The 21917-nt window shown below is 32.5% G+C and carries 20 protein-coding genes and 6 pseudogenes; 17 read left to right on the top strand and 9 right to left on the bottom strand.

Annotation, left to right across the window (positions count from 1 at the left end; all coding sequences use genetic code 11):
• Positions 1 to 181 precede the first annotated feature (181 nt).
• The gene (locus tag Y7E_RS0105550) at positions 182 to 1882 is read right to left on the bottom strand and encodes a hypothetical protein (protein ID WP_017150300.1); all 1701 of its coding nucleotides are present in this window, start codon (positions 1880 to 1882) and stop codon (positions 182 to 184) included.
• Positions 1883 to 3137: 1255 nt separating this feature from the next.
• On the opposite strand from Y7E_RS0105550, the gene Y7E_RS0105545 reads away from it, so the two are divergent.
• The gene (locus Y7E_RS0105545) at positions 3138 to 4817 is read left to right on the top strand and encodes a helix-turn-helix domain-containing protein (protein WP_017150299.1); all 1680 of its coding nucleotides are present in this window, start codon (positions 3138 to 3140) and stop codon (positions 4815 to 4817) included.
• A gap of 62 nt (positions 4818 to 4879) precedes the next feature.
• On the opposite strand, the gene Y7E_RS0105540 is transcribed toward Y7E_RS0105545, so the two are convergent.
• The 3 genes and pseudogenes from Y7E_RS0105540 to Y7E_RS34860 all read right to left on the bottom strand — a co-directional run.
• Positions 4880 to 5194 carry a hypothetical protein gene (locus Y7E_RS0105540; protein ID WP_017150298.1) on the bottom strand — a complete coding sequence of 105 codons (315 nt, stop codon included), beginning with the start codon at positions 5192 to 5194 and terminating at the stop codon, positions 4880 to 4882.
• Between the two features lie 127 nt (positions 5195 to 5321).
• Positions 5322 to 5933: a DUF2278 family protein gene (locus Y7E_RS0105535; RefSeq protein WP_017150297.1), complete on the bottom strand. Its 612-nt coding sequence runs from the start codon at positions 5931 to 5933 to the stop codon at positions 5322 to 5324.
• Between the two features lie 337 nt (positions 5934 to 6270).
• Positions 6271 to 6548 (bottom strand): annotated as a pseudogene (locus Y7E_RS34860) (hypothetical protein); the annotation flags it as partial.
• Positions 6549 to 6686: 138 nt separating this feature from the next.
• On the opposite strand from Y7E_RS34860, the pseudogene Y7E_RS0105525 reads away from it, so the two are divergent.
• Positions 6687 to 6914: pseudogene (locus tag Y7E_RS0105525) on the top strand (IS4 family transposase); the annotation flags it as partial.
• Positions 6915 to 7002: 88 nt separating this feature from the next.
• Here the strand turns inward: Y7E_RS0105525 and Y7E_RS0105520 are convergent.
• Entirely contained in the window at positions 7003 to 7374 is a 372-nt protein-coding gene (locus tag Y7E_RS0105520; protein WP_017150294.1) for a hypothetical protein, read from the bottom strand.
• A gap of 1 nt (position 7375) precedes the next feature.
• Complete coding sequence (locus Y7E_RS0105515; protein ID WP_017150293.1) at positions 7376 to 8197, bottom strand: ParA family protein; 822 nt, start codon at positions 8195 to 8197, stop codon at positions 7376 to 7378.
• A gap of 270 nt (positions 8198 to 8467) precedes the next feature.
• Between Y7E_RS0105515 and Y7E_RS31405 the strand changes: the two are divergent.
• From Y7E_RS31405 to Y7E_RS34200, 6 genes and pseudogenes are all read left to right on the top strand, one after another.
• Positions 8468 to 8719: pseudogene (locus Y7E_RS31405) on the top strand (DUF3967 domain-containing protein); the annotation flags it as partial.
• Positions 8720 to 9145: 426 nt separating this feature from the next.
• Positions 9146 to 9460, top strand: a complete 315-nt coding sequence (locus Y7E_RS0105505; RefSeq protein WP_017150291.1) for a DUF3892 domain-containing protein — start codon at positions 9146 to 9148, stop codon at positions 9458 to 9460.
• A 179-nt stretch (positions 9461 to 9639) separates the two neighbouring features.
• Positions 9640 to 10236 (top strand): DUF3967 domain-containing protein, encoded by a 597-nt coding sequence (locus tag Y7E_RS0105500; protein WP_017150290.1) that lies wholly within the window; start codon positions 9640 to 9642, stop codon positions 10234 to 10236.
• A 510-nt stretch (positions 10237 to 10746) separates the two neighbouring features.
• The gene (locus tag Y7E_RS34990; protein WP_422666709.1) at positions 10747 to 10884 is read left to right on the top strand and encodes an S-layer homology domain-containing protein; all 138 of its coding nucleotides are present in this window, start codon (positions 10747 to 10749) and stop codon (positions 10882 to 10884) included.
• Positions 10885 to 10987: 103 nt separating this feature from the next.
• A pseudogene (locus tag Y7E_RS29145) lies at positions 10988 to 11490 on the top strand (DUF3967 domain-containing protein).
• Between the two features lie 751 nt (positions 11491 to 12241).
• On the top strand, positions 12242 to 12505 hold the full coding sequence (locus Y7E_RS34200) for a hypothetical protein (RefSeq protein WP_237741347.1): 264 nt from the start codon (positions 12242 to 12244) through the stop codon (positions 12503 to 12505).
• Positions 12506 to 13028: 523 nt separating this feature from the next.
• Here the strand turns inward: Y7E_RS34200 and Y7E_RS0105485 are convergent.
• The 3 genes from Y7E_RS0105485 to Y7E_RS34720 form a co-directional block, all read right to left on the bottom strand.
• A complete protein-coding gene (locus tag Y7E_RS0105485) occupies positions 13029 to 13385 on the bottom strand; it encodes a hypothetical protein (RefSeq protein WP_017150286.1) in 357 nt (118 codons plus the stop codon).
• Positions 13386 to 13405: 20 nt separating this feature from the next.
• Positions 13406 to 14629 carry a ParM/StbA family protein gene (locus tag Y7E_RS0105480; protein WP_017150285.1) on the bottom strand — a complete coding sequence of 408 codons (1224 nt, stop codon included), beginning with the start codon at positions 14627 to 14629 and terminating at the stop codon, positions 13406 to 13408.
• Between the two features lie 199 nt (positions 14630 to 14828).
• Complete coding sequence (locus tag Y7E_RS34720; RefSeq protein WP_272942941.1) at positions 14829 to 14954, bottom strand: hypothetical protein; 126 nt, start codon at positions 14952 to 14954, stop codon at positions 14829 to 14831.
• A gap of 60 nt (positions 14955 to 15014) precedes the next feature.
• Between Y7E_RS34720 and Y7E_RS0105475 the strand changes: the two genes are divergently transcribed.
• The 9 genes and pseudogenes from Y7E_RS0105475 to Y7E_RS0105425 all read left to right on the top strand — a co-directional run bounded on the left by Y7E_RS0105475 (position 15015) and on the right by Y7E_RS0105425 (position 21619).
• Positions 15015 to 15593 (top strand): DUF3967 domain-containing protein, encoded by a 579-nt coding sequence (locus tag Y7E_RS0105475; protein WP_017150284.1) that lies wholly within the window; start codon positions 15015 to 15017, stop codon positions 15591 to 15593.
• Between the two features lie 119 nt (positions 15594 to 15712).
• Complete coding sequence (cdiI, locus tag Y7E_RS34985; protein ID WP_422666708.1) at positions 15713 to 15922, top strand: ribonuclease toxin immunity protein CdiI; 210 nt, start codon at positions 15713 to 15715, stop codon at positions 15920 to 15922.
• Positions 15923 to 15934: 12 nt separating this feature from the next.
• Positions 15935 to 16624: an IS6 family transposase gene (locus Y7E_RS0105465; protein WP_017150282.1), complete on the top strand. Its 690-nt coding sequence runs from the start codon at positions 15935 to 15937 to the stop codon at positions 16622 to 16624.
• A gap of 57 nt (positions 16625 to 16681) precedes the next feature.
• Positions 16682 to 17332, top strand: a pseudogene (locus Y7E_RS29135) (MerR family transcriptional regulator); the annotation flags it as partial.
• Positions 17333 to 17342: 10 nt separating this feature from the next.
• Positions 17343 to 18002 (top strand): GAP family protein, encoded by a 660-nt coding sequence (locus Y7E_RS0105455; protein WP_017150280.1) that lies wholly within the window; start codon positions 17343 to 17345, stop codon positions 18000 to 18002.
• 107 nt (positions 18003 to 18109) lie between these two features.
• Positions 18110 to 18208: pseudogene (locus Y7E_RS33150) on the top strand (AbrB/MazE/SpoVT family DNA-binding domain-containing protein); the annotation flags it as partial.
• A gap of 659 nt (positions 18209 to 18867) precedes the next feature.
• Entirely contained in the window at positions 18868 to 19110 is a 243-nt protein-coding gene (locus Y7E_RS33145) for a hypothetical protein (protein ID WP_017150278.1), read from the top strand.
• A 335-nt stretch (positions 19111 to 19445) separates the two neighbouring features.
• A complete protein-coding gene (locus Y7E_RS0105440; RefSeq protein ID WP_017150277.1) occupies positions 19446 to 19874 on the top strand; it encodes a hypothetical protein in 429 nt (142 codons plus the stop codon).
• A gap of 603 nt (positions 19875 to 20477) precedes the next feature.
• Positions 20478 to 21619, top strand: a protein-coding gene (locus Y7E_RS0105425) for an IS3 family transposase (RefSeq protein ID WP_087957792.1) whose coding sequence is annotated in 2 segments (ribosomal slippage) — positions 20478 to 20709 and positions 20709 to 21619 — 1143 coding nt in all. Because the reading frame shifts where the segments join, the coding sequence is not laid out codon by codon here.
• The last annotated feature ends 298 nt before the right edge of the window (positions 21620 to 21917 follow it).

The raw sequence follows: 21917 nt of genomic DNA, 5'->3' as shown, positions 1-21917 counted from the left end.
GTGGAAAATTAATAAATTGAAGTACAGTTTTGTATAGAAATGTATAAAAAAAGACTCTATTATGAATAGAGTCAAGTAAAGGTGTCTATGAGGAGAAATTAGTTAAAGGCTTATATAGAATGGAACCAACACGAATAGCCCTCTACTTTTAATTTTTTCAAAAATAGAGAGCGGAGTATCGTTAATTTTTTTCCATTACCTCAAGTACCTGTTCGGCTGTTGTTACTGGAATACCGGCGCGGATTAATTGTTCAAAGGCACGCATAAACGTAATCAAATTGAACTCATCCGGTACTTCAATAACGCGAAGTGTTTCTTTAGGTAGTCGATCTATCTTTTCAATGAACAATTCGCGAACATCACTTGGAATAAAGCGCTCTTTATGTCCTCTTGTTTTTAGAAGTTCACGTATTTCTATTTCTAAAGCCATATAAGCATTTAGATTTGCACCTTGTTCATAGGCGTACTTTCTAAACAAAGTTTCTTCTTGATACTTTAGATAGTTACGGTGATACGATTCTTCTGTAACAGGTACAGCAAATTTGGATTTTAGTAACTCATATGTCTTACGGAACAATTTTTTGATGTTTCGTAGAGAGTACACAGAGAAATGCAATCCAAAATCAAATATAGCTTGCTCTTTTTGTTCTTTTGGAACATGTTGTCCAATAAGAGGGTAAATCCCTTCTTTTGCTGCTGTATCAAGAATTTGATATTGGGATGTTTGATTCAATAGTTTTTTCAGTGTATACACTAACTTACTTGGATATTCTTCATTACGATCTATCATGTCACGTAAGCTGCGAATGACACTTCGAATTTGTCGATGACAAGTATACTTAAGTACATGAATAAATTTATTCATGTCTTGTGCAAACTCACCTATATTCAGTTCTTGTAGCACAGATTCAATAAAACGAGCTTTCCGTGCATATGTAACCTTTGGAGTAAATGGATCGCGATATTGTACTTCTCCAGCTTCTTTTGTGCATAAGAAATCTGTATGTAAGGATAGATATAACGTTGTATATCTTTTTTTATTTTTAACCCCTTTTTGTAATTTGCAAATTACAAAAAGGGGAGTCCCTGTACATGGGAATGCAGTTGTTAATTCTGTCATAACCGCACGGATTTGATGCGGGTACTTTTTATGTAAAAAGCGGTACATTCCGCCAAAATGAGTTGTATTTCCTCTTTCATCCTGTTTGTCTAAGGAGCGTTTAAGAGTCGTCTCGCTGTGCTGTTGCATAGCAATGTCCAAGAATAGTTTCTTAGCCGCAACTGAAAGCTCAAAGAAAGCTTTGGTAAATACGACTGGGCTAATATACACATATGTATTTGCCTTTTCAGTTTCTTCATTCATAAAATGAGTTAGCTTAATGGTATAGCGGCCATCTAATTCATTTTCTATTGTAATAATGTTATGTAAACTTAATTTCTTTAATGCAATATAGAATTGAGAATGCTGTATATAAGCAAATTCCTCTTTATACAGCTTGTAATCTTCCCACATCATATGTACTGTTACATTTGGAATAACCCCATTCGTGTAACATTTCTTGTGTAGATATAAGAAGACTTCTAAATCTGCATTTGTAATGCCATATAATTTATGTTTTCGTCCCATTGTTTCTGAAATAGCAGATAGGGTACGACGTGAAAAAGATGGTTTCGCTTGAGCCACAAAGCCGTCTACATCAGCAATACGTTCTTCATATGTCATATGATCCAGAATATCCTCAAGGTATGTATCTTTATAGCTGTAGTATTTCTCTTCAAAAGCCTCAACAAGTTTCTGCCAAGATTTTAATGTTACTAGAACTGCATTTGTATCTTGTCCATTTAGACTACGTTGATTACGAATAATAAATGATTGTCCCATCTTTTTCACCTCCTACACATAAATCGAGAAATATATGCCAAAACACTATAAAATATACCAATTATGATTATATCAAATCGAAATTTGATGAAATATGCCCCTTTAAGAGGAAAAATGAAAAGATGAAATGTACATTAATCCCTTGTGTACCAAGGGGTTTGAAGATTTACCAAATTTTTTTTATGGCCATCATACCGCTACATATTTTCATCTTTCTAGAAAATCGATAAATTATTAGAAAGAACCTCACAAACATTGATACAACAATGTTTGTGAAGTTCTTTTATAAATACGAAAGGGACATCATGTAGCTATAAGTTTTCATGTTTTTAGATATGAAATTATTCATAAAATGGCCTTTAGACGTTGGTGTTAAAGAGTTTGAACTCAAAATTTCAAATTTTAAAAGGGCCATCATATAGCTAAGTTCTTTTCATCTTTGTATAAAAAAAGGGCCATCATACCGCTACAGATTTTCATATTATATAAAAAGTCGAAAATGCGAACAAAAGGCAGTGAATGTATGATATCAAAGGGTTTATAGAAAATTTACATCATTCAAAAGGGACATCATATAGCTATAAATTTTCATGTTTTTAATTATGAAATTATTCATAGAATAGTCTTTAATCGTTGGTATTAAAGGATTCAATCTCGAAATTTCAAATTTTAAAAGGGATATCATATAACTAAGACCTTTTCATCTTTTTATAAAAAAAGGGCTATTATACCGCTACAGATTTTCGTATTATATAAATAGTTAAAAATACGAACAAAAGGTAGTGGGTGTATGATATCAAAGGATTAATAGAACATTTACATCATTCCAAAGAGACATCATATAGCTATAAATTTTCATGTTCCATATTGTAATTACAAAAGGAAATCTTTTATAGTAAGCGTTGGCCTTCTTTTATAAAATTTTTGTGCAGTTGAGTGGGCAATAATATAGCTACAGATTTTCATGTTTATGAAAAATAATACTATAGAAGAAGGATATATGAACAAGTTAGGATACTAAGCATGCCTTTGAATTAAGTCGTATTTGGATTTTACAAATGGAATTGGTCTTGTATAATCATTAAAAGGGATGACCTTAGGTATGAATACTAGGATTTTATATGGGGGTAACGTAGAAAATTTCAAATAGAATATTCTAATTATCTTTCTTGTTATTTAGAAAGGGCCATCATATAGCTAAGCATTTTCACGTTTAGAAAACATTTATTAAACTTATGTAAGGAGCAAAATATATATGGAAGACGTTCTACAGTTGTTTAGAGATGCATTATCAATAACAGAACCACTTTATAAACAGAACGAGCAATTGTGGCATAAATGGAATTCTTACTATGTAGACGTTGAAGCAGATAATAGTAAAATTGTAACTTCAGCATACCTTTCTCCATCATTTTCAATGCTGGTACAGTGGGTGAAACAGCAACAAAGAAAAGGTATTTCAGCTTTAGATATATTTAAAAATATAGATACTTACAAAGTAACAATTCATGAGACAATTGATGTCTTTATAGCCCAAGAGTTTCGTAATGATGAAACAGTTAATACTAAGACACATACACAAGTGATTGAACCTGATGCGAATATAGCGCATGAAAATTATTTAGAAGTAAATAATTCCGCCGTTTATTATAAGTTAAGAGATGGGATAGCAAAGAATCAATTTGAGGAAGATGAAAATACAAAATTAAAATCATATCCCATTGAAACGAAAGATAGTAATGGAGTAGCACAGCTTTCATCTCATAAGGATGAAGACCTAAGGTTAACGAATATTGAAGAAGCCGCAAGATGGAATACATTAGTAGATGGTGTAATGAGTAATATGGATGATTTAACAGCGGACGTATTAGATACCATCACAATTCAATGGCTAAATGAAGCAAACACACCTGATGAATTTATTGATTTTTCATATGAACAAGTTTTAGAAATGTGCAGTATTTCAAAAGCAAAAGCAAATGGTGTTGAATATTATAGAGTGGAAGATAAGATTAAGGTAGCTAAACGTATAGCAGCTCTAGCAAGTATTTTTATATACTTAAATGATGAGAATGAAGTAGTCGTACTAAATGATCGCGCTGAAACAGGTAAACATTATGAAGTAAAGCGTGAAGTAATTAAAAGGTTATTTGTATTAGATTCTGTAGTTCTTTGGAGAGATAAAAATACAAATGAATACATGGGTATAGAGTCGTGCCGAATTAAACCGGGAAGTTTCTTATCCAGTTATCTATATGGATCTAATAGCACTACGGCACTATTATCAAAAAAGGCCCTTGAATATAATAGCTATAGACACAAGTATCATAAAAGATTAATTCGTTATTTGACATGGCAGTGGAGAATTCGTCAAATGTTTTCTAACTTAAAAAGGCCCTATTCTATAGGGGGAGATAAAGGGTTATTAGCAGTAATGGGCATAAACCAAAAGCAAAAGCCTAACCGTATTCGTGATCAATTAGAAAATGTTTTGATTGATTTAGAAAAAGAAGGTGTAATTTCCCATTGGGGATATGATAAAGGGTTAGATGAGGAACAATTGACGAAGAAGAATTGGTTTAAAAATTATTATTCACAGTTAGGAATAGTAATACTGCCACCTAAAGAATTAATTCATTCAATGGAAAATTTAGCAAAGAAGAAGACTATCGATGTAATGCATGAGGAAGGTCAACCAGTAAAAATTGAAGAAAAGCCCTTAGATATGAATGGGAACGAACAGTTAATTAGGGATAGAATAGAATTTATGCATAGGAGAAAGAACATAACTATGCGAGAACTTTCAGCAGAAATAGGCATATCACAGCCCACTCTTTCAAGATTCTATAATAAAAAAACAAAGCGTCTCTCTGGAACTGCGAGAGACAAATTAAACCAATGGTATAAAAGACAAATAATCCTCGATAAAATGTAAGTTAAAATTATTATAAAAAGAGTCCTAGAATAGGACTCTTTTTATAATAATTGTTGGATTTGTTAGTTTAATAATTCCTCTTCATCTTCAGATTCAATCATTTGAATTTCCTCCGCCGTTAAAACAATGACTTCAGAAGGATTGTCTATCTTGCGTTGGAAGACGGACTTTAGCAGGTTAATTTGTACATCTGACATTTCGGCATCCTCTTGCCATTCATTAATAGCAGTTTCTATGTCCATTGCTTGTCTTTCTAAGAGAAAGCCTCCATCATCAATCATTTCATCAAACTCTTCTTGTGAATAGATTTCCTCGCCAGTTCCCCAAAAAGCAGCTGTGCTAATAGGTACTGTTTCTCCATTAATATCTTCTAACAAATAGATGGAATGTTATTGTCCCTTGTGTGCTAGAACTATCTTGTACGTTATAATTGAAGCCAACATATACCATTGCCAAAGCTCTTTTCATTAGAAAACTTTTAACAATATAACACACCGATTCTAACTATATTCCGTTTGAATACTCTAAAGGACGGCCAGTTTCATCTGTATGTAATGACTGCGTTTGAAACTTTGTTAGAAGTATGGAAAAAGTTGGTGGATAACTATCATACTCAAACATAACTGCACCATCTTGCCAAATTCCATTTTCATTAGAAAAACTACTATCTATTGGATCACCTTGATTCATATGTACGTTATGTATCCCAAGTCCTATTGTGTACGGTTCCCCGAAAACATAAACCCTTTTTACACTCTCTAAACAAGATTTCATTATCTCAATTACATTATTACCATTTTCCGGTTCCCAATTGTATGGGACAAGCACACCTTTATGACGTATAACATCCATTGCTCCTGACTCTGAATTTGAAACTAAACGGTAAAAACCATCAGGCTTGGAAATGATATTCGCAAACAGACTTTTGTTAAGATTATTAATATGTTTATACTCTATTTTTGTTCGCGATTTGAGATTCACAACACACTCATAAATTCCTACGGAAGAATCAACAAAAATATGATAATGAGGCCATCTCCCTTCTTTATCTGGTGGTTCAATATAGTGGTTCTTGACGCTTCCAATGACTACACCATAACCATTACTTAATGGCATGATAAAACCTCCCACTTGGTTCTAATAATAGAAAATTTTATTATTATTGTTTCAAAAAAGTCACTAAAAAACATCCAAATATTTACATTTTATATATAACCTTGATATGATATGCCTTTTTCGGAGGCAAATTATAAAGTAAGATTTGCAAGTGAATACTCTAACCAATCTGTCCAAGCTGAATTTTTGGTTAAAACGATAAATGCGTTTTAATAAAAAGGAGAAGTTGAGTATTTGAGAGAATTGTTTTCTGCATGTTTGACTTCATAAGTTTCTTGAGCAATAAAGTAACTGGATATAAAACAGTTAGGATAATAGGGATATTTCTATATTTCTGAATCTCTGTTAATAATTTAAATTTCTTTTGCTGTTCAGGAGTTAATTCATTTTCTACATAACGATTTATAAGTGAATTAATTATTTCATGAGCAAATTTCGTATTAGTGGGTTTCATTAGTGCTTCGAGTTCTTCCTTAGATTGACTAGAAATTTTAATACTTCCCTGTTGATTTTTAAATTTTTTTTTCTGGTGTTTGCTCCTTCTTTTTCACCTTCTGATTCACTTGTTTTTTGTTCATTTTTAGGTGGAGAAGTAGAAGTATCTTCGCTATTTCTGAAAAAAAATAGGGATATATAGAAATATCAACTTATAGAAATAGGGATATTTCTATATTGTAAAGAAGATTATAGCAGTGATATGTGGTACATGTAATAGAATCATAGAACTAACGGATAATGCCTGAACCATTGATTTCAAGTAAGTATCAAGCAAAAGATTTAGTAGCTTTATGCGTATGGCTAAGCCAAAGTGTAGCAAAAACTCTGAACCAAAAATTATTTTCATCTAGGTTGTTTTCTTTTTCATATACTTCTATTTTTAAGCGTATTCGTATCTTAGATTCCACTGCATTTCAACTTTTATATGTATTTTCATTGGCTCATCATGGTGCAGGAGGCTGTAGTTATAGGGCTGGCGTAAAAAGTCGTGGTGTAAGTTCTGGTGATGAAACTTTTTTAACTACAAAATATAGAAATATCCCTATTTGAAAATAGGGATATTTCTATATTTCTAAATCTCTGTTAATAATTTAAATTTCCTTTTCTGTTCAGAAGTTAATTCATTTTCTACGTAATGATGTATAAGTAAATCTATTATTTTATGAGCAAATTTTGTATTAGTGAGTTTCATTAGTGCTTCGAGTTCTTCCTTAGATTGACTAGAAATTTTAATACTTCCCTGTTGGTTTTTAAATTTCTTTTTCTCCGGTGTCTGCTCCTTCTTTTTCGCCTGCTGATTCACTTGTTTTTGTTCATTTATAGGTGGAGAAGCAGGAGTATCTTCGCTACTTTTTGTTACAACTGAATCCTCGTTTGGGATATAAGGATCTATTGGGTCAAAATTGCTCTTTTTTCTGCCTAATAATCCAGGAGTTTTTGCCATGTTATACACCAACCTTCAAGTTTTCAAAAATATCGATACGAGACAATAATTCATCACTAATCTTTTCGTATAGTTCTATTACATTGAAATCATGTCTATCATTTTCAGTAATACCGTTAACATCAAACCTTTTAATACGTTCCATCTGTGGCACGATATTTTTAAATAGGTTTTCTTCACCAAAAATTTCACGAGCATTTTCCATAATGTATTCATCTACTTTACCATTATTTTTTAATAGCACAGGAAGAATGCCTACAACTTCAATATCAAGATCATATTGCTCTTTTAATTTTATTAGTTGGTTAATATAGTTTTCCGCACCCGTAAGAGAACGTTCTTGTGTTTGTAGAGCTATGAGAACATAATCAGAAGCTACAACTGCATTTTTTGTGACTTCAATTGACATAGGTGGAACATCGATAAATATGTAATCATATTTATGTTTTATTTTCTCAAGTAATCCCTTAAAGTAGTAATCTTCTTCAGCTTCAGAAGAACAAGATTTATATAGAAATTTTGCAAAATCTTGAAAATCAACATAAGAAGGAATTAAATATAAATTTTCCATTATTTCAACTTCTAATCCATCTAAATTTCCCTCTTGAATGCCTTTCATTAATGTTTTTTTAATAGTTACATTTTCGTCAGGATTAAGGATAGATTTCGTTAACATTAGAGATTTTGTTGCATTACTCTGCGGATCAAGGTCAACGAGTAAAGTTCGTTTCCCCTTTTTTGCGAATTCATAAGAGTTTAATACAGCATTAGTGGTTTTACCAACGCCCCCTTTGTAATTTCCAACAGTAATTGTAATAGCCATTTATACCACTCCATTTATCTATTTAAAAATTCCCTATATCCCCATTTCTATATTTTTGATAGCGAAATTAGGAATGTAGGGAAATATCCATTTATAGAAATAGGGATATTTCTATATTATAAAGAAAATTATAGCAGTGATATGTGGTACATGCAATAGAATCTGCCATTTATACCACTTCATTTATTTTTCAGAAACTTCCCCTATATCCCATGCCCATCAAGTCAAGAAATTGGCTGTTTCTCAAAACAAAAATTTTGTTTTTCTACAGTTAAAGAAAAATCTGAGAAAACAGATTTAATTCCATATTATATTCAACAACAGCTAAAGCAACAATATAACGTTATGACGAAACAAATGAACCAAAGCCTCTTGGAAATGGAAAAAAGATTAAGCGAACAAGATGAGACTTTGATGAAAACATTAAGAGAGATCCAAGAGACGAAGAGAATAATGAAGGAATCTCATGAAGAAGTTGCAGCAGCAAGAGAGAAGAAAAAGTCATGGTGGAAATTCTGGTGATGATATTTTGATAATGAAAGTAGTGATATAGGGAAATATCAACTTATAGAAATAGGGATATTTCTATATTACAAAGAAGGTTCTAGCAGTGATATTTGGTACTTGCAATAGAACGTGTCATTTATACCACTCTAGTTATTTTTTTAAACAATTCCTTATATCTCTACTTCTATATTTTAATAACGGGAATATGGATATAGGGAAATATCCACTTATAGAAATAGGGATATTTCTATATTATATAGAAGATTATAGTAGTGATATTCGGACTATTTCATTATAAATCAGACAATCTGTAGGATCTTTTGCATTAGCAAAGTTCAGTTCATTATTCATGGTCTCCAATCCATTTTGTTAAGGGGCATAATAGTACATAAAACTAATAGCTTCCGCACATACTAATAAAATCTTTTGGAGGTGGGTTTTATGAATAAAAAAGACTTTCAAAAAATTTATAATGATTACTTACAACAGGGAGAAGACCAAGCTCAATTGGAAGTTGTTGAGGAAATCGATTCAGGAGTAGAACAAATTGTTGCAGTTCGTAAAAATGATGAGGATGATATTATTGCTTTTAAAACCAGTAGTGGAAGAGAATTAGATTATATTACTGCTCTTGATGAAGCAAAATCAGGAAAGTTAGCACATGTGGATGTATTTCATAAGTATGGCAGGGATATTATACGTAGTGAACCTGATGGTATTAAAGAAAATAACTTAGATAACTTACCCTCTTTTTAAACGGGTAAACTTGAACTATCCACCACTTAACGTCCTTAAGGACTGTTTGAAGTGGTGAGTAGTTCAAGTTATGTAACAAAATATGAATGTAGAATAAGAAGCCCAATATCAGGGCTTTTTTCTTTGCAGGAATTTATAGAATGCCAGGGAATACTTTTTCTAGGAGGTGTTATAGCGTTATGTCGGATATGAAAATTATTTATACCGCAAAAGACGTCTATAGTCGCTTGCAAGTGAGCGATAGCACACTAAGAAAATACGTTGAAGTCCTCCAACGAGAATCCTACATCATTAAGAAGAATAAGCAAGGTAAGAGGGAATACACAGAGCATGACGTCATGGTGATTGAGAAGTTAATCGAACTTAGCAAACATGACGGTATGACGTTAGAAAAGGCAGCGAAGATGATTACGCAGAAGTTAGAAAGTATCAATCCAGATTTGGTTAATGATGAAGAATCCAAGGACACTGATTTAATACCATTCCATATTCAACAACAACTTCAGCAACAATATAACGTTATGGCGAAACAAATGAATCAAAACCTCTTGGAAATGGAGCAAAGATTAAGCGAACAAGCTGAGAAAAGAAGTAAACGCATTGAGGAAAGTATGGAACGACGGAACGAACGGATTGAAAAAAGATTAGAAGAACGAGATGAAACTTTGATGAGAACATTAAGAGAGATCCAAGAGACAAAGAAAATAATGAAGGAATTTCATGAAGAAGTTGCGGCAGCAAGAGAGAAGAAAAAGCCATGGTGGAAGTTCTGGTGATGATATTTCGATAACGAAAGTATAGAAATAGGGATATTTCTATATTGTAAAGAAGATTATAACAGTGATACGTGGTACATGTAATAGAACCTGTCTTTTATATCACTCTAGTTATTTTTTTCAAAAAATGCTTTATATCTCTATGTCTATATTTTGATAATAAAATCATAGATATAGGGAAATATCCACTTATAGAAATAGGGATATTTCTATATCGTAAAGAAGTTTATAACAGTGAAATGTGATACATGTAATAGAATCTACCATTTCCATCACTCCAGTTATTTTTGTAAAGAGAAGCATAAGATGGCCGTTTTGGTCAACTTATGCTTCTTTTAGTTCACGGCAAATTTATGCTTCCTGCTGTAGATTTGAAATAAAGTTTAACCGTTTTGAAAAAAGATTAACTGTTTATAAAAAAAGCTAATATTATCAAATTAAGTACTTTATTCCTTCCATCCTTTTTAAAGATATGAAAGGTTACTGGGCAAATGAAGTTGTACAAATTTTATTAGTAATGGTATAACTAGTGGCGTAGGTGATAACAATTTCGATCCAAATGGCGCTATAACGCGTGAACAACTTGCGGTATTCTTATATAGAGCTATTCCGGTTTCTTCAAGACCAATTCAAAATAAACTTAAATAAGATAAACAGTTAAAGTCAACTCATATGAGTTGGCTTTTTATATTAACTCTCCCTTAGAAGGTGCAACGCTATGACGGATGTAATTATCTAAACTGCTAGCGATGTGTATAAGCAATTAGAAATAAGTGATAGCATTTAAAAAGGATAAACGAGGCAGCAGAGAGTATACAAAGTATGATGTTATGGTGCTTGAGAAATTAATTAAGTAAGCATGACAGTATGACGCTTGAAAAAGCAGCGAAGTTAATTACGCAGCAATTAGGTAATGTTGATACGAAGACAGAGGAATCCCAGGAAACAGATTTAATTTCATATCATACTCAACAACAGCTACAGCAATAATATAACGTTATGGCGAAACAAATGAACCAAAACCTCTTGGAAATGGAACAAAGATTAAGCGAACAAGCTGAGAAAAGAAGTAAACACATTGAGGAAAGTATGAAACGACGGAATGAACGGATTGAAAAAAGATTAGAAGAACGAGATGAGACTTTGATGAAAACATTAAGAGAGATCCAAGAGACGAAGAAAATAATGAAGGAATCTCATGAAGAAGTTGCGGCAGCAAGAGAGAAGAAAAAGCCATGGTGGAAGTTCTGGTGATGATATTTTGATAATAAAAGTAGGGATATAGGGAAATATCCATTTATAGAAATAGGGATATATCTATGTTGTAAAGGAGATCATAGCGTTAATAATTGGAATATGTAATAGAATGAGCCATTTGTACCACTCCAGTAATTTTTTTAAAATCCCCCAATATTCCTATATCTATATTTCTGATAACAAAAAAAGTATATTTATAGGGAAATATCCACTTATAGAAATAGGGAAATTCCTATATTGTAAACGTGCGAATACATCTAGATGTGGTGTAAAGGGATCCATTTTGATCAAAATGGATTTTTTATTTATCATAAATTATGGGTTAATGAGGTGGCTTTAATCAAACTGTATTTCAAAGCTGCAATTGAAACAAAGTTGTACTGTCTTGAAAAAACTTCAACCGTTTGAGGGAATAAAATCAAATGAAAATTATTTTGTGTCGCTTTTAAATCAAGTCACGGTGTTTATAAAAAAGACGCGATGTTTTTGCTCCTTTGAATCTGTTTATCCATAGGGGGGAGTATAGTGATTTAACTGATGTAATTTTCATTTAATATTATGAAAATTATGCAAATAACATATCACAAAATAACCTTTATATGTTAATATAAGGAATAAATTTGAAATTCAGGAGGTGCTAGATTCTAAAATGATACAATTTATCAAGAAAATGTTTCATGGTGTGAATACCTAATATTTGGTAAAATCATATATTATTTCAATAGCTGTATCCGGATTTTTACTATATATGAATTACACTGATGGACATGCGAGTTCATTTGTACTGACAATATATGTTTTATTAGCTGGATTTTTGTTTCCTTTTGCAACAATTTTATGGGATGACTTGATAAATACACTTATGGATGGGCATTTTATTATTTTAGCCTTACCTATTATGGTGATCTGGAAGTTAATTAAGATTTTTATACTTTATTCATTTAGCCCGTTGATCGCGCCTTTTGGAATGTTATATGTATATATTTCAAATGGATACCATCATAGAGGGTAATGATTTATTGCGATTTATCTTAAATAGGCGAGAATACTTCCAACTCAAGGAATGTGAAGGGCGTAGCCCAATGTGAGTAGGTGGGAGATGAATCGTCTTCAGATACGGTTTACAACCACAAGATACCGAAGTGTATCGGTTGTAGATTAAGTATCCGACATGGTTCAATATTCCTGAGCGAATTCTAGTGTGGTGCTAGTTGCGTAAATAGAACTTGTCTGGTGGCTGTCGTTCGCCTATACCATTCGAAAGTCGCAAAAAGAAGGAACGAGTAAACCTGTGGCACGAAAACCAAGTGTCAAAAACTAAAAACAAGATTGTGATACCGTACGAATTTCGTATTAACCGTAGGAACTACGGGGGTAGCCTACTAAGATAACCGAAGGATACTTTGGTGTTCGTAGGAATCCCCTCTTCAAACAACCCATAAGGGTGTTAAGTGGCGGGTAGTTCAATTCAACAGACTTTAGTCACATAAATATAAAAAGACCTTAGGATTATACCTAAAGGTCTTCTTTACTAGTTAGAAATCAATCTCTTCGTTATCTTCTTCAGAAATTCCACCAAGTACTTCCCTAGCGTCAATAATTTTACCTTCTTGAAGTACGGGCTCCTCTGTTTTTAAATCTTCTTGTCTCTGTGCGGGAACAAATCCATTAGTAAGTAGAAGATCCAATTTATTTTCAACTGTATCTAAAAGATTTAATCTCTGTTCTACAGTATCTAATTTCTGCAGTAGTTGTTCATAACGTTTTTCATTTTGTACCAGTTCAACAACAAATGCTGTTAATTGCCTACTATTAGCTTTTTCATTAAGGATCTTATATACATCTTCAGGCATATTATCAGCACGTAATGCCATTTTTCTATTTTTAGCCATTATCAGCACGTCCCTTTATTCTAAGCTAACTGCCCCTTCATTTCATCAATTGCTTTTAATTCTAATGCAGCTAGGTTAATTGTACGTGAAGTTGGAGCAAATACTTCTTTCTCGCTATTTTGAATAATATCGTTCAAGAAGAAGTGATTGTTTTTAGCAGCCGTTTCAGACATATGATTCAATAAAGCGAGACGGATGTATGGTTCTAAAACTGGTGCTTCGCCTCCAATATAGATGAATTTCAATACTGTATTCGTACTAGATGGGATGAATACATCAAGAATTTTAGCAACTAAAATTCTTGCATACTCTTTTAGTGCTTCTACAATTTCAGTTGTGAAATCATATTTTTCACCAGTATTTTCATTCGATAGTACATACTTTTGCTCTTTATAATTATTAACAATAAATTTCTCTAATGTTCTTAGATCTTTAAAGTATTGAATCAATTTTTCTTTTCTAAAGCGTTCTAGGTATCCTAAGAATGGTTCAATGTCGATAACTTGGAAAGAATCTCTGTGCTTAGGTGTAGTGAGTCCTTTACCTAATCGCACAGCATCTGTAGAACCGCCACCAATATCAGTTAAAACCACTTCATAGTCATCGAATCTCTCGGATTCATATCGCTTTTCAATACTAATTACATTGGTATTTTGATCTCTTGAAACCATTTTATATTTTAAAGAATGTCTTGCAACTTCTGATTCATTTCTACATTTTGCTGAATTAACTGTAATAGTTAGTTCTCTTTCCATTCCTGGTGTTAATACTTTAACTTTATGTTCACCGATAAATCTTTCTTCCATTTTTTTATGGGCAATGCTAAATTTCTCTTCGCGTTTTAAAAGCCAAATTGGAAGCATCATACTCATGTTTTCAATTTCAACTTCATTATCTTCTTGCTCAGCGTTAAGGGCATGATAATATGCAATTGCTCCTAAAAAGCTTATGTAAGGGATGGGACTATTAATTTTATCGTGCATCTTATTTACATGAGAGTTTGCTAATTGATTATCTTCAGCTAATTGTCCAACTAAATAGAAAGATTCTTCACCATCAATTTCAGTAGAAATTAATAATCTATCTAGTAAATCTTCCGGCCTAGAAATACGATCAACAAGTAAATCCTCAGCTTTTTTCTTTGAAATTTTAACTACATTCGTTGCAAGTTCAATATAATAACCATCCACCATGAAATTATTAAAACTATTTCCGAAATCCGCTACTTTTCTTCCAATTCTCATTTACAATTCCTCCTTTATACATTAAGTACGACTTAAGTGCTACTTTTAATTATATTTTAGCACATTAAACCAAAAATAAGAACACTTTTCATAACAAGTATGACTTAAATCGTACTTGTTATTTAATTAACTTATATACTTAAAAAGTTCAAAATAAACAAGGAAATACCTTCTTTCAAACGAATTAGACACATAACAGTTAGATGCCGACATGTCGGACATAAATAATGATGAATAACAGTAAAACAACAACAAGACCGACATAAATGATGATTAATAACAGTGAAATAACAACAAGACCGACATGGATGATAATCAATAACAATGCAATGACAACATGTCGGACACCGATAACAACAAATGACGATGAGGGGAGGACGATGAAATGGATAGGGAAGAACCTTACAAGAAAACATATTCCCTTGCAGATATAGCAAGGGTGCTTGGAAAACCACGGACAACTCTTCAGGCATGGCGGGATCAATTTAAACCATATTTACCAACCGTCGCTGGGACGAAGGGGCGAACACTGAGGTATGAACAGGAAGCATTGGAGCTATTTAAATTAATTGCTAATATGAAAGATGCACAAGAGCCACCAGAATTAATAGAACAGATGTTGAAACAAAACGTAGATTATATTGTAGTAGAAGAGGCTGATGAAGACGACGAAATAACGAAGCCAATTATTCAGACAATGTATGAAAGTATGAAAGAGGTTGCTATATATTTTCAAGAACAGAAAGCCATGAACATGGAACTTTTAAAACGTATAGACCATTTGGAAGAAACTAATCAAATGTTATTGAATAAGATTGATGAACAACAAAAGAACATTGATGGAAAAATAAATAACAGAGATCAACAGCTATTAGAAGTAGTTCGTGAGATACAAGAAACTAAGAAATTAGTTGCATCTACACAACAAGAAAAATCATGGTTTGCTAAATTATTTAAAAAATAACTTAAATGTGACTATGAAAATCCTATATTAGGGTGAGAGTAAATGCAAAACAGACAAGAAGAGTTTGAAAAATTTTATAATATTTTGAACAAAAGAACTTAAAAAAGAATTATACCGTTATTGTATTAGGACAGTTTGTGTTTAATTATGATTTTGTAGACATTTTAAAGGGATTCCTTAAAGAGGATGTTGAAAGACGAGATACCATTGGCGTAGTATATTCAGATGAATTTAATCAAAATGATGAAGAGTATTTCGGAGAAAATAAAGTATTATGGTTCTGTTGCAAAGTTTTTAAAACTAAGCTAAACTTTTGCAAAACAGAGTGAGGAGAATCATACATGAGATATTTTAAAGGAAAGCAATTTAAACAAGATATTATTTTGGTAGCCGTTGGCTACTATTGTCGCTTTTCTTTAAGCTATCGTGATGTCTCTGAAATTTTGAATGAACGTGGTGTTTCAGTTCATCCTACAACCATCATGCGCTGGGTTCATGAATATGGAAACCTTATCTATCAAATTTGGAAGAAGAAAAATAAAAGCATAGAACTATCTTGGAAATTGGATGAGACCTATATAAAAGTCAAAGGAGAATGGCGTTACCTGTACCGTGCAATTGATAAAGAAGGATACACATTGGATATTCAACTTCGTAAAAAACGGGATCATCAGGCTGCATATACCTTTATAAAAAGGTTAGTGAAAACGTTTGGAGAACCAACGGTTCTAACAACAGATAAAGCACCAGCATTACTTTGTGCATTCAAAAAATTAAAGGAACAAGGCTTTTATAAACGTACAACTCATTGTACAGTCAAACATTTGAACAATCTCATCGAACAAGACCATAGACATGTAAAAAGGCGTTTTGCCAAATCTGCAGGATTTCAAAGTATTCGTCATGCTTCACGTACCTTGAAAGGCATTGAAACCGTTCATGCTCTATATAAACGAAAACGAAGTTTGCAACAACCAAACTTCGTTTTTTCGACGTACAATGAATTACAACAATTACTAACGATTGCATAAAATCCATCTGCAATCATACCAACTTTTTATCTGTTAAGAAACTTTGCAACAGAACCCCATCGTTTATATACCAATGAGGAAATAAAAAAACTACACCAGGTTCAGTTTTTAAAAAAGGTTGGATTTCCGTTACATGAGATTAAAGATATGCTAGGTTCCAACGCTTGGGATTGGTCAGATAGTTTAAAGAGCCAATTATCTTTTGTAATAAAAGAGCAGGAAAATTTAAAGAAAATAGAATTATCCTTACGGGAAATGATACATGGAATCGCGATAGAAGGAGAAGAAAACTGGATCGCGATTCAGAAGATTATGCAATTATCTAGTAAAGATAAAGAAATACAGCAGTATTATCGTGAAACTGTATTTAAAGACAGAGAAATAAAACTATGGGAAAAGGTTCCCAATATGACAAGTAACAACTCTGATTCACTCGAATGGATTGCTCTGATAGGTCAGTTAAAGCGTTATATGAAAGACGGCCCCAAAGCAACCAAAGTCCAAAATATCATTAGAAGGATGGATGAAAAGCGCTTAGAGGAGTTTGAAGGTGAGGATGAATTTTTAGATAAACTGTGGGAAATAAGGATGTCGCCAAAGCAATCAGAGAAACTGAGATTATATCCAATTGACCAGGATGTGCTCGAGTTTATGGATCAGGCATATACCATTTTTATGGCTAAAAAGAATAATTCTCAAAAGGAATAAGGGGGGGAGAATGGTGAGTACAGAGCTACTTCTCCTAATAGGGGGATTGGCCCTATTGGACATGCTAAGCCCTACCATATTAGGGGTAACAGTTTATTTGCTTCTAACCGATAAAGAGAGACTTACCAAACGTTTATTGGTTTATTTATTGACGATAGCAGGATTGTATTTTGCTGTTGGAGTTTCACTTATGTTAGGATTAGATTTCTTGCTTGAGATTATTTCTGGCATATTTCAAAATCGAATCGTAAGCTGGACGTTCTTTATTATTGGGCTGATATTGTTCATAGCAAGTTTTTATGTGCCAACAAAGAAAAGTTCAGACCTACCTGCACCAAAATCGAAAAGCATTTTTTCAATGGTTGCTCTGGGATTCACTACTACATTAATTGAAGTAGGTGCTGCATTCCCTTATTTTGGAGCAATTGGCATAATGACTACTTCTAATCTATCGTGGGTGGAGTGGTCTTCTATTTTAGCGGGATACAACTTTATCATGGTGTTGCCTTCCCTCGTGCTACTTCTCTCCTATCTCCTGTTTGGGCGGTGGATGCAAACACCTCTCGAGAATCTTCGAGTGAAAATTACTAATAATACAGGATCAGCCCTTTCGTGGATTATGTGTATAGTTGGACTCATTCTGATTTTTAATAGCCTGGATTATTTGTAGGATGTTTGAGTAACAAAGGCAAAAAATGATTAAACTTTTTTATAAAGACCAATTTTAATTCTGCTGGAGAAGAATCCATTTTGATCGAACTTTATTTCAAATCTACATCTGATAAAAATATTACTTTAGCAGACGGAAAGATTACGCTAAGCCCAGCAGGTGCAGAGCTTATAATAAAGGAATTACAGAAGCAACTTGTAAAATAATTCGCTCCTTTTAGAGGAGCTTTTTCAAGATACATATATAATTTCACGTACCGTATTTATTAATAAACAAAATATGGGTACGGCAACGATTCTTTACTTTGGGAGCCACTGGAGAAAATACACTTTATAATCCTATTTTTATAGTTTTTTGTATTCGGTAGTAACAAAAACGAACGTTTATGTTACATATCGAACAACTAAGGCTGTGTCCTCAATTCGTCTACAATTTAAATGGAATATTTTGTCTTAACACCCCTTTTCGGGGGATGGGCAAAGAAACCCAAAATAAGGATTTATTGAATGTTTTTAATCAAACTTAAATTTAAGGATATAGCACTATAAAATATTTACTCGATGACAATAGGGTCTTATCAACTTATAGGTGTTTATGTGGATTTAAAATAATGTAATTTTTGATGAGAATAAAGATAAAAAATCTCATATATATGTTTTAAACACAAATTGTTTGGAATAACATCATATATAACTGTTGTGCCATTACTATTTAATATTCCCCCTATCATTCTTCAATATTAAACCAACAACAAACTATATAAGAAATTATTTTATCAACCTTTATTCAAAACTACAGTCCAAGCATTTAAATTCAGAAAATCTAAATACTTAAGTAATTTACTAGAACAAAAGGAGGACAAACTGTGTTTGATATCATAAAATTTATAAAGGATTGGGAAACTTTATTGAGTGGTATCTTAAGTGGTGCTATCGCTGGGATTCTTACCTATTTAGGTGTAATGTTAACATTAAAAAAACAAGCTAAAAGTGAATATCCTAAAAAATTAGTGACCATTGATGAAATGATTGATACCGTCCATAAATTTAGATGGAGATTAATAGATTTTGAATTATTTTTAAGGTTCTGTTGCAAAGTTGAAAAATAACCGAAAATAATGAGTATACGATACATGTTCTTGTATATTTTATAATGTTTATTCGGAACAATTGTATTTTTATTCTATATTTTGGGGGGCGTTTAAAACTTTGCAACAGAACCCCTTAAAACAAGGAATTTTTAAGAGATTAAGAAATTTAATTAAGATGAAACTGTTAATTAGATTGTTAGAGGAGGTAGACACTTGAGTATTCAGGTGGGTCTGGAACGATAGTGTAAGACACGCATGAAACGGAAAGGGTTCAGCAAACGGAACGTAGTGAAGTGCGGTAGCGAATACCACTATTTATAATAGAGATCTACATTAAAGGGGAGGCAGTTGCTATGAGAAATAGAAAGATTGTCTGTTCTACTGGGGAAGTCGTTCATAATTATAATAATTATCTACAAACAGAACACTGGAAACTATTAAGAATAAGAGTTGCTGAGGAACATAATTATACTTGTTTGCGGTGTTATGGCATCTTTAGGGCTGGATTTCATATTCACCATAATACATACAAGCGTTTAGGGAAGGAGAAGTTAACTGATCTAGGATTTTACTGTAATAGGTGTCATGCGGTTATTCATAATGACCGTAAAAATAAGAAAGCATTTAATAGGCAATATAGTAATACTATTATGACGAAAATGCTTAACTTTAATGAGGAACAAATTGAGAGGGTTATAGAATTTATAGATAAGGTTGCTAGGGATGACCCTAATTTCAGGAAGATGGAAAAAAGAAAAGCAAAGAAGAGTAGTAAAAAATAGAATTATAGGAATAAATTTCATGGAAACACTTGTTTGTTTAAAGGGAATTTGAGATAATGTATCTAATTGAGTTATGGGGACTCAATTCACGCTAGAATAGATTAGAGAGATGCGTGTAGATATTGTGTAGGTAATCATTTTCAAGCACGAATTATAAAGGAATCCTTTAATTTGTATCGAATACAAATTACAGCAAGGCGGTGCTTGTATATGTTCAAATTCTTTTATAAGAAGGATTCAGAGACAACAGAAATTTCTTTTCACGTTAATTTTGAAGTTGTTATTTCTGCTGTATTTGGGTCTACTGCAACATTTGAATTTATTAAACAACTTTTGAACATATAGCAATTCGAAAAGGGAATGTGGAGATAATCTGCATTCTCTTTTTGCATGTATGGGTGAATTTTATATAAAAGGCATGAAAAAATCCCTACCAATCAATTAAGTTCAGTAGGGAAAGTATGGAGATATGGAATTATGGTTACTATCAGAACCACTGGCTAAAGTGGTATTAAATTTAATTAAAAGAACTGGAGTTAGTATAGTCATATGGACACAACTTAGTTAAGTCCTTACAATGGATTTCAAGGAGGAAGTGTCCGTATGGCAAACAAGAAATTTAATGCAGAATTTAAAAAGATGGTTGTTGAATTATATCATTCAGAACGATCTGTGAAAGAACTAAGCAGCGAGTATGGTGTATCAGAAGTAACAATTTATAAATGGATTAAAAAATATTCTCCTATCACAACGATTGATGAGGAAGAAATGACACTAGAAGATCTGAAACAAATGCAGAAAGAAATGCTTCGTCTGAAAGAGGAAAATGAGATTTTAAAAAAGGCTATGGCCATATTCGCAAAAAAATAAAAGATACAGAATTACATCAATTTATCGATTATCAAAAAGAAACATACTCTGTTCATATGATGTGCCAAACTCTTAGAATAGCGAGAAGTTCGTATTACCAATCTCAGCGCAAAACAGGGTCAAAACGTAGTCGTGAAAATAAAGAATTAACCCAGAAAATTATACAAATTCATCAAGATAGTGAAGAACGTTACGGCGCACCTAAAATTCACCAAATACTATTGGAACAAGGATTACAACTAAGTATCAAGCGTGTACAACGGATTATGAAGAGAGAAAATATCCGTTCCAATATATTAAAAAAATACAAACCACATTCATCAAAATCAACTGTAGAAGAACGTACAAATCTATTAGAACAGGACTTCTCCACAACGACAATAAATGAAAAGTGGGTTGCGGATATTACCTATATTCACACAAAAAAAGATGGCTGGTGTTACTTGGCATCTGTGATGGATTTGTATTCTAAGAAAATTATTGGTTATTCATTTTCACGAAATATGACAACGAACCTTGTAGTAAAAGCATTAGAAAACGCTTACTATACACAAAAGCCATCAGAAGGTCTCATTCTACATACTGACTTAGGAACACAATATACCAGTCAAGAATTTCAAACCTTACTCGCGAATTACAACATAAAACCCTCTTTCAGTAAGAAAGGCTGTCCATATGACAACGCTTGTATCGAGTCATTTCACGCCATTTTAAAGAAAGAAGAAGTATATAGAACACAATATGTCACATTTGAACAAGCAAATCTAGCCCTATTTCAATACATTGAGGGATTTTATAACCGCAAGCGAATTCATAGTAGTATTGGTTATAAAACTCCCCAAGCAATAGAAGATCTGGCTAAAAAAGTAGCATAGACTTAACTTTCTTGTGTCCAAGATATTGACTCAAATCCAAACATTGCTTGTGACTTTAGGATTTATTTTGCATCTATTTTAAGCGTAAATTTGCACTATAAGGGATCCCACCACATGCCCATCAACTTAAGAAATACATTCTTCCCCAAAACGATAAAACTAAATTAGAAATTTTTCAATTTAATACTAATTGATCTTTGGAATCCAATAGTGTGCTCTCGATTTAAGTAAAGTTTAACTGTAATTTTTTACCTGTAAATATTATAATTTATTATATCGAAAATATATAAGAAAGAGA

The organism is Bacillus bingmayongensis (genome assembly GCF_000299035.1).
GTDB lineage: Bacteria > Bacillota > Bacilli > Bacillales > Bacillaceae_G > Bacillus_A > Bacillus_A bingmayongensis.
This window is presented reverse-complemented; position numbering and strand designations above follow the sequence as displayed.